The sequence below is a fragment of the Paraburkholderia sp. AV2 genome (assembly GCF_054968425.1).
Window position 1 is genome coordinate 1 of sequence record NZ_JBANLK010000046.1, and the last position, 8,595, is coordinate 8,595.

7 protein-coding genes are annotated in these 8,595 nt (G+C 64.2%); 2 read left to right on the plus strand and 5 right to left on the minus strand.

Going from position 1 to position 8,595, the window contains the following annotated elements; all coding sequences use genetic code 11:
- Nucleotides 1-67: 67 nt before the first annotated feature.
- The 5 genes from msrQ to V8683_RS25005 form a co-directional block, all read right to left on the minus strand.
- Nucleotides 68-799, minus strand: coding sequence for a protein-methionine-sulfoxide reductase heme-binding subunit MsrQ (gene msrQ, locus V8683_RS24985; protein ID WP_411188274.1), 732 nt, complete (start codon nt 797-799; stop codon nt 68-70).
- A gap of 14 nt (nt 800-813) precedes the next feature.
- Nucleotides 814-1,815 carry a protein-methionine-sulfoxide reductase catalytic subunit MsrP gene (msrP, locus tag V8683_RS24990; protein ID WP_411188273.1) on the minus strand — a complete coding sequence of 334 codons (1,002 nt, stop codon included), beginning with the start codon at nt 1,813-1,815 and terminating at the stop codon, nt 814-816.
- A 124-nt stretch (nt 1,816-1,939) separates the two neighbouring features.
- Nucleotides 1,940-3,172 (minus strand): c-type cytochrome biogenesis protein CcsB, encoded by a 1,233-nt coding sequence (ccsB, locus tag V8683_RS24995; protein WP_411188272.1) that lies wholly within the window; start codon nt 3,170-3,172, stop codon nt 1,940-1,942.
- 4 nt (nt 3,173-3,176) lie between these two features.
- Nucleotides 3,177-5,444, minus strand: coding sequence for a cytochrome c biogenesis protein ResB (locus V8683_RS25000; RefSeq protein WP_411188271.1), 2,268 nt, complete (start codon nt 5,442-5,444; stop codon nt 3,177-3,179).
- A gap of 109 nt (nt 5,445-5,553) precedes the next feature.
- The gene (locus tag V8683_RS25005) at nt 5,554-6,213 is read right to left on the minus strand and encodes a c-type cytochrome (protein WP_411188270.1); all 660 of its coding nucleotides are present in this window, start codon (nt 6,211-6,213) and stop codon (nt 5,554-5,556) included.
- 247 nt (nt 6,214-6,460) lie between these two features.
- Here V8683_RS25005 and yihA point away from each other — a divergent pair, with 247 nt between their 5' ends.
- Both yihA and hemB read left to right on the plus strand, forming a co-directional pair.
- On the plus strand, nt 6,461-7,132 hold the full coding sequence (gene yihA / locus V8683_RS25010; protein WP_411188269.1) for a ribosome biogenesis GTP-binding protein YihA/YsxC: 672 nt from the start codon (nt 6,461-6,463) through the stop codon (nt 7,130-7,132).
- Nucleotides 7,133-7,455: 323 nt separating this feature from the next.
- Nucleotides 7,456-8,454, plus strand: a complete 999-nt coding sequence (gene hemB, locus V8683_RS25015) for a porphobilinogen synthase (RefSeq protein WP_411188268.1) — start codon at nt 7,456-7,458, stop codon at nt 8,452-8,454.
- The last annotated feature ends 141 nt before the right edge of the window (nt 8,455-8,595 follow it).

Below are 8,595 nucleotides of genomic sequence, written 5' to 3' on the forward strand. Positions count from 1 at the left end.
AACGCGAGACAAATACCCCCCGCCCAAACTCAAATAGCCCGAGCCGTAACAGCTGGAGCGCAAGTGCCTACGTGGCCCGCACGGCGCTCCCCGACCGATACCGCGCAAGCAGCCAGACGCCAATCCGCCAGCCGAGCAGCACGATCAGGATCGCCGCATAGAGCTTGGGCTGTGCGAGGTCGTGCTTGCCCGCCTTCATCCACCAGAAATGCAGGATCGCCAGCACGCCTATCGGATAGATGAGCCGATGCAGCGTCTGCCAGCGGCGTCCGAGCCGACGCGCCATGCCGCGCGTCGAGGTCACGGCGAGCGGAATCAGCAGCACGAAAGCTGCGAAGCCGACCGTGATGAAGGGCCGCTTGCCGACATCCTTGAACATCGCCATCACGTCGAACCACTTGTCGAACCAGATGTAAGTCGTGAAATGCAGCGCAGCGTAGAAGAACGCGTAAAGGCCAAGCATGCGGCGAAAGCGGATCAGCGTGTTCCATCCCGTGAGCCGGCGCAGCGGCGTGACGGCCAGCGTGATGCAAAGAAACACGAGCGTCCAGAGGCCCGTCGAGCGCGTGATGAACTCGATCGGATTCGCGCCGATCTGCCCGGTTATGCCGAAAAGAACGATGCGCGCCAGCGGATACCACGCCGCCACGAAGACGGCGGCCTTGACCCAGGGCAGCCAGCGCGGACCGGCCGGCACTTTCGCGGCGGCACGTTTCGCCGCGGCGTTCTTCGCGGCCGCGCGCGGCGCCGCTGCGGGCGCGGTGCCGGCTGTCGTCGTCGATTCCATCGGTTGCTCCATTGCTGCCTCGAACCTCAGAAGTTCTTGCGCAGATCCATGCCCTGATACATCGACGCCACCAGATCGCCATAGCCGTTAAACATCAGCGTCTTGCGCTTGGGCGTGAAGAATCCATCCTCGCCAATACGCCGCTCCGTGGCTTGGCTCCAGCGCGGGTGATCGACGTTCGGGTTCACGTTCGAATAGAAGCCGTACTCGTTCGGCGCGTAGGTGTTCCAGCTCGTCGGCGGCTGCGCCTCGACGAAGCGGATCTTGACGATCGACTTCGCACTCTTGAAGCCATACTTCCACGGCACGACGATGCGCACGGGCGCGCCATTCTGGTTCGGCAGCACCTGGCCGTAGAGCCCCACCGTGAGCAGCGTCAGCGGATTCATGGCCTCATCCATGCGCAGCCCTTCCGAATACGGCCAGTTGAGGACGGGATCGGAGATGCCGGGCATCTGCGAAGGATCCGCCAGCGTGATGAACTGGACATAGCGCGCATTGCCGGTGGGCTGGGCGCGGCGAATCAGCTCCGAGAGCGGCACGCCAACCCAGGGAATCACCATCGACCAGGCCTCCACGCAGCGGTGCCGGTACACGCGCTCTTCGAACGGCGCGAGCTTGAGGATCTCGTCGATATCGTAAACTTTCGGATTCCTGACCTCGCCCTCCACGCTCACGCGCCACGGACGCGGCCGCAACGTATGGGCGTTCTCGGCCGGATCGCCCTTGTCGGTGCCGAACTCGTAGAAATTGTTGTACGTGGTCACGTCCTTGTACGGCGTGACCTTGTCGGGCACGACAAACTTCGCGTCGGTCTTCGCGGGAAGTTTCTGCGCCTTCGGATCGGGCGACGCGTACTCCGCATGGGCGCGCGTCGCGCCGAACGTCCCCGCGATGCCGCCCAGCGCGAGCGCACCCGCCGCCTGCAGCAAACGTCTGCGCTGTTCGAACACCTTTTGAGGCGTAATCTCGCTCGCCGGGATGTCGTCACCGTTGAGGAGGATCCTGCTGCTACGCCTGATCAACATGTTGCTGCTCCTATGTCGTCCACATCACCACTAACACGCGCATCGGACGAATCTTCCCCGGGAACGAAAAAAAACCGCCGGTGCGAAGCATCCGACGGTTAGTTCGTCCTGCGGGCGGAGAAAGTTACAGCTTGCCGTAACTATGCAGACCCGAGAGGAACATGTTCACGCCCAGGAAGGCGAAGGTGGTCACGAGCAGGCCCGTGAGCGCCCACCAGGCGGCAATGCCGCCGCGCAGGCCCTTCATGAGCCGCATGTGCAGCCACGCCGCGTAGTTGAGCCAGACGATCAGGGCCCAGGTCTCCTTCGGGTCCCAGCTCCAGTAACCGCCCCAGGCCTGTGCGGCCCAGAGCGCGCCGAGGATCGTCGCGATCGTGAAGAAAGCGAAGCCGACGGCGATCGACTTGTACATGACGTCGTCGAGCACCTCGAGCGCGGGCAGGCGGTCCGCCAGCACGCCGCGCTCCTTCAGCAGATAAGAGACGCCGACCATGGCCGCCAGCGCGAAGCTGCCGTAGCCGATGAAGTTCGCCGGCACGTGGATCTTCATCCACCAGCTCTGCAGCGCGGGCACGAGCGGCTGGATCTGCTGGGCGTCGCGCGAGATCGAGTACCACATCAGGAAACCGACGGCCGCACTGATCACGAGCAGCACGAAGGCCCCGAGCGCGCGCGTGTTGTAGTGCTTTTCGTAATACAGATAGAAGAGCGCCGTGATGAGGCTGAACAGCACGAACACTTCGTAGAGGTTCGAGATGGGAATGTGGCCGACGTCCGCGCCGATCAGGTACGACTCGTACCAGCGCACCATCATGCCGACGAAGCCCATCAGCACGGCCGCCCACGTAAGCCGTGTGCCAATCGCGCCGCCCGTTTCCGAGCGCGAAAGGAGGCCGATCCAGTAGAAGAACGTGGCAAGCACGAAGAGCGCGCTCATCCAGAGGATGGCCGACTGGCTCGACAGGAAGTACTTGAGGAAGAAGGCCGAATCGGCGCGCGAGAGGTCGCCCTGGTAGAGCTGGATCGCCCCGATCGAGATCACGGCGATCGCAGCCATCAGAAGGCGCGACGGCTTCCAGCGCCAGCCGAGCACGACGAGCGCCGGCACCACGCCGCACAGCACCAGCTTGTCGTAGTAGTTCATGTGCGCGTGATAGCGGTCCAGCGCGAAACCCGCGCCGGCCACGAGCGCCAAGGCGAACAACCAGTCCACCACCGAAAGGCGGCGCAGGAAGGGGCGCTCGTCGAACAGCGCGTCATCGGGCAAGCCGTGCGCACCCTCGCGCGCGGCGCCCGCAGCCGCCGCGCGGCTGGCGCGGCGGGCATTGGCAGAAGAAGAAACCTGGGTCAAGTCCATGGGCTTACCGCCGTTGATCATGAGAATCCGTGGATCGAGGCGCACGGTCCGGCCCGCTTTCGCCACCCTCGCCCCCGTCACTTTCCGGTGTGGCCCGGGGCGCTACTCCGAGCGCGCGGCCAACCGCGTCGCGGGTGCGGGCAAATTCCTTTTCGAAGTCCAGGGTCCGGCGTGCGGTCGACATCGCCATGATCACGTCCACGCCGTGATGGTCCTGCTGGTCCTGATCCCTGCCGGCATCCTTCAGCCAGAACCACAGCCGCCGTTCGCGCACGTAGAACATGGAGAAGATGCCAAGTACGAGGAGCAGGCTGCCAAGATACACGACTTTTTTGCCCGGCGCGCGCGTCAACTGAAATACCGAAGCTTGCACCTGCCTGAATGAATCGAGCTGTAGATAGACCGGCGCGCCGTACAGGAAGCTGTCCGAAACCGCGTTGATCGAATCCTGCACGAAACGCGCCGAGTCCGCGTCGGGCTTGAGGTCGGGCTCACCGGCCTGTTCGCGCGCGATCTGCCAGAGGTCCCACGTCGCCCCCTCCAGCATGCGCAGCAGGAGGCCCGCAGCCTTCTCCTGCTGATCCTTCGGCACCGACTTGTCGATGAACGCCGCCACCGCCTGGAAACCGCCTGCGTCCTGCGGGTCCGCAGACTTCGCGGCGGACTGGCCCGTGCCCGCAAAAAGGGTCAGCACGCGCAGGGCACTGTCCTCCAGATGCTGCTGGAGCTCCTTGTTCGAGTCAGGGACCGAGCGCAGTGCGAAGCGATGCGCCGCCCCGGCGCGCAGCGCCGGGTCCTCGTACGCCGCACGCAGCATCACCCACTCCTTCGGCGTGCCGCCGCTGTCGGCGGGAATGCGCACGTAGCGGAACGGATCGTCGGGGTTCTCGCGCATGCCCGCGAGGAACATGCGCGCGCCGCTCACGTCGACGGGCAGCATGTAGTTGTTGTACTCGCGCGCCTGGCCGTCCTTGTCGCGGATCTTGTACTGTACCGACGGCCCGACGTTGTGCAGGTCGAGCGGCTTCGACGACTTCGCCCCCGAACCGAGGCGCTCGTCGAACGCCTCCTTGAGCGACTGGTGCGCGACTCCGCGCACGTCGTTCGCCCCGCTGCCATTCGAGATGTTTTCGACGTTGATCGCGCGGAAATCGGCGAACTCGATGGTCTGGCCGTCCACGCCCGGCACGGTCTCGCCCGCCGGGAGCTTCAGCGGCGAAGTATTGCCGACCGTGCCGCCTACGGAGAAGCCCTTCGCGCTCGCGCCGACCATAGGCCAGGCCGTCATCGAAAGCTGCGAGCCGCCGTCCTGGAAGCTCGACTGGTAGATCGACACGCCGTCGTATTCGAACGGCTTGTTCACCTCGATACGAGCCGGAATGCGCTGGCCGGTCTTGTGGTCGATCACGACGATATCGCTCGCGAAGAGCTTCGGCATACCGGTCGAGTAGTAGTCGACGATGAACTTGTTCAACTGGATCGAAAACGGCAGATCCTGGATCAGCGAGCCGTCCGGCTCGTTGAGGATCGCCGTGGAGACGTATTGCCCCTCCGGAACCCAGGCATAGCCGCGGAACGTCGGGTTCGACGTGGAAAGCCGGTGCTCGGGCGGAATGTCGTTGATGACGGCATTGCTGCGGATCGGCGTCTTGTCGAAGAGCCACATCTGGAGCTTGATCGGCAGGTTGCTGTCGAGCAGGCCGCCGATGCAGATCACCACGATCGCGACGTGCGCGAAGATGTAGCCGACTCTCGTGAGCGCGCCGCGCTTGGCCGCGATCAGCGTGGCGCCTTCGGACTCGCGCGTGACGAAACGATAGCCAAGCCGCTGCGCAAGCTTGCCGAGCGCCGCGGCAGCCTCCTCGCGCGATGCGCCGGCAACGGTGAATTCGCCTTTGTGGTGGAACGCGCGCAGGCTGCTTTCGCGGACCTTGTCCTTCCAGCTCTTCATGTCGGCGATCATCTTCGGGCCGTTACGGATCACGCACAGCGAGATCGACGTGACGAGAAAGCCGAGGATCGTCATGAACCACCAGGCGCTATAGACCGTGTAGAGGCTCAGCGACCGGAAGATATCGGCCCAGAACGGACCGAACTGGTTGACGTAATTGGGGTAGGGGTCGTCCTGCGTGAGGACCGTGCCGATGATGCTCGCAATGGCAAGCACCACGAGCAGCGCGATGGCGAAACGCATGGAGCTCAACAGCTCGACGCCGCTTCTCACCGCCTTCTGGCGTACGTTCAACTGCAGACCCGATGTGGTGACGCTCATTCAAACTCCGCTTCTAACGGCGACTCAACTCGCCAGACAGCAAAAAAGGGTGCAGGGCTGTCAGCGCCCTCACCCTTTTCTTGTTCTCCAGCCGGCATGCGCCGGCCTTTCAGTGCAGGCCGGCCGCGTAGTCGGCGACAGCCTTGATCTCGTCATCCGAAAGACGGTGCGCGATCGTGTGCATCGCCTCGTTGTTGTTGCGCGTGCCCTGCTGGAAGGCATCGAGCTGCGCGACGATGTACTCCGACCACTGCCCCGAGAGCCGCGGATACTGGATCGGAATGCCCTGCCCGTTCGGGCCGTGACACGCCGCGCAGGCCGGCACGCCACGGTCGGCAATACCCGCACGCCAGATCTTCTGGCCAAGCGGCACCGTATTCGCATCGTGCGCATAGCCGGGCTTGGGTGCCTGCGAGGCGAACCACGCGGCGACGTTGATCATATCCTGATCCGAAAGCGCCGAGGCCATGCCGGCCATAATCGCGTTATTACGCGCAGGGGGCTTGCCACCCTGCGGTTTGAAGTCTTTGAGCTGTTTGACGAGATACTCGGCGTGCTGACCCGCGAGTTTGGGATAGGCGCCCCCCGAGCTGTTGCCGTCGGCGCCGTGACAGGCTGCGCACACCTGCGTGGCGACGGCCTGCCCCCGGGCGAGATCCGGCTTGGCGGGCTGCGCCGCCGCGTGCGCCAACATCATCGAGGAACCTGCCGTAAGACCTGCCGTTATCGCAAATACGAGGAACTTCAAGGACTTGCACAGTCGATTCATTCGCGCACCTTGTTTCGTATTGTGGGAATCAGGTTCTGCAAAGTACGACGGCGACCGATCTACCTCGAAGGCCCGCGCCGGCCTCACGGGTATTCAGTAAACCATCGCATTGTACAATAGCGCGGTGGACGCAACCGCGCCAGTCGGGCCTCGCCCCGATGTCCCTTAATCGTTCCCGGCCGCTTCCGGGCCTGCTGACCAGGTGGCCTGAGGCCGTCAGCTTGTCTCACACATTGTGGTTTCCCAGATGGCCTTTCTGCTGCATCAAGCCCGCTTCTTCACAACGGTGAATCACCTGCGCGACCTGCCCGCTACGGCGCGGCCGGAAATCGCGTTCGCCGGGCGCTCGAATGCCGGCAAGTCCACCGCGATCAATCTGCTGTGCAATCAGAAGCGGCTCGCCTTCGCCTCGAAGACGCCGGGACGCACACAGCACATCAACTACTTCGACGTGGGCCCGGCGGACGATCCCGCGGGCTATCTGGTCGACTTGCCCGGCTACGGCTATGCCGAAGTGCCGGAAGCGTCGAAGGCGCACTGGGAGGCACTGCTGTCCCAGTATCTGAAAACGCGCGCGCAACTGCGCGGCCTGATCCTGATGATGGACGCGCGCCGCCCGCTCACGGAACTCGACCGCCGCATGATCGAGTGGTTTGCGCCCACCGGCAAACCGATTCACGCGCTGCTGACCAAGTGTGACAAGTTGACGCGGCAGGAATGCACGCTCGCGCTGCGTACGGCGAAGAAAGGCTTCGACGAATATCGTCAGCAGGGCTACGAGGGCGCGCTGAGCGCGCAGCTGTTCTCGGCGCTCAAGCGCGTGGGGCTCGACGAAGCGCACGCGCTGATCGAGAGCTGGCTCGTGCCGCCGGCCGACGCCGGTACCTCAGACGAAACCCCGGCAAGTCCCGCCCCGTAACGATCTTCTACGCATGCGCGTGCGGCGGTCGATGCCGGCCGGGGCGCGCATTCCTTTTTTCGAGGACCCGCACGGCAGATGCCGAGGGCCGGTTCGCGCGTGCCCTGCACATTCGCGCCGCACATAAAAAAACCCGCCGTAAGTGCCGGCGGGCTAAACAGCCTTATCGAAAAACGACAGGCACCCGCTCAGGGAGGAGAAGCGGGGAGCTCGGCGCAGGGCGCCTCGCTCGATCGGTATGATATACCATTGTCCCGAAAAGTTTCCGGGGGCCCGGAAACGCCGTTCGATTCACGCGCAGTTCGAACCATCCCATTGCCGTCATGAGCTTCTATCCGCATCATCGTCCGCGCCGCATGCGCCGTGACGACTTCTCGCGCCGCCTGATGCGCGAAAACCTTCTTACCACGAACGATCTGATCTATCCCGTGTTCGTCGTCGCGGGCGACAACGTGCGCGAAGCCGTGCCGTCGATGCCCGGCGTCGATCGCGTATCGATCGATCTCCTGATGGGGGTCGCCGAGCAATGTGTCGAGCTCGGCGTGCCGGTGCTGTCGCTCTTCCCGGCCATCGATCCCGCGCTCAAAACACCCGACGGCATCGAAGCCACGAACCCCGACGGCCTGATCCCGCGTGCCGTGCGCGAACTGAAGAAGCGCTTTCCCGACCTGGGCGTGCTGTGCGACGTCGCACTCGACCCGTACACGAGCCACGGCCAGGACGGCGTACTCGACGAGAATGGCTACGTCATCAATGACGAGACCGTCGAGATTCTCGTCGCTCAGGCCCGCACCCAGGCCGAAGCCGGCGTCGACATCGTCGCGCCGTCCGACATGATGGATGGCCGCATCGGCGCGATTCGCGAAATGCTGGAGAGCGAGAACCACATCCATACGAAGATCATGGCGTATTCCGCCAAATATGCTTCGGCTTTCTACGGACCGTTCCGCGACGCGGTGGGTTCGGCGTCGAACCTGGGCAAGGGCAACAAAATGACCTACCAGATGGACCCGGCCAATACCGACGAAGCGCTGCGCGAAGTCCGCCTCGATATCGAGGAAGGCGCAGACATGGTGATGGTCAAGCCCGGCATGCCGTATCTCGACATCGTGCGCCGCGTGAAGGACGAATTCCGCTTTCCGACCTATGTGTACCAGGTGAGCGGCGAATACGCGATGCTCAAGGCCGCCGCACAGAACGGCTGGCTCGACCACGACAAGGTGATGATGGAGTCGCTGCTGGCATTCAAGCGCGCGGGCGCGGACGGCATCCTCACGTATTTCGCGCTCGACGCCGCGCGGATTCTGCGCGCCCAGAAGTAAAGTCCCCGGAGTCGGGCGGCGCTCGGCTCAGTTTAGTTGACCCAGGTGACTGGCAAGGAGAAGGGGGGCGGGGGGAGTCGCCGGGCCCCGGGCCGATTGGGCCGCCCGGCTGGCGCAGGGGGGCGGGGGCGGGGGCCCCCG

Bases quoted from the DNA above. Each gene is read 5' to 3' on its own strand.
- msrQ (WP_411188274.1), bottom strand. From the start codon at position 799: ATGGAGCAACCGATGGAATCGACGACGACAGCCGGCACCGCGCCCGCA.
- msrP (WP_411188273.1), bottom strand. From the start codon at position 1,815: ATGTTGATCAGGCGTAGCAGCAGGATCCTCCTCAACGGTGACGACATC.
- ccsB (WP_411188272.1), bottom strand. From the start codon at position 3,172: ATGGACTTGACCCAGGTTTCTTCTTCTGCCAATGCCCGCCGCGCCAGC.
- V8683_RS25000 (WP_411188271.1), bottom strand. From the start codon at position 5,444: ATGAGCGTCACCACATCGGGTCTGCAGTTGAACGTACGCCAGAAGGCG.
- V8683_RS25005 (WP_411188270.1), bottom strand. From the start codon at position 6,213: ATGAATCGACTGTGCAAGTCCTTGAAGTTCCTCGTATTTGCGATAACG.
- yihA (WP_411188269.1), top strand. From the start codon at position 6,461: ATGGCCTTTCTGCTGCATCAAGCCCGCTTCTTCACAACGGTGAATCAC.
- hemB (WP_411188268.1), top strand. From the start codon at position 7,456: ATGAGCTTCTATCCGCATCATCGTCCGCGCCGCATGCGCCGTGACGAC.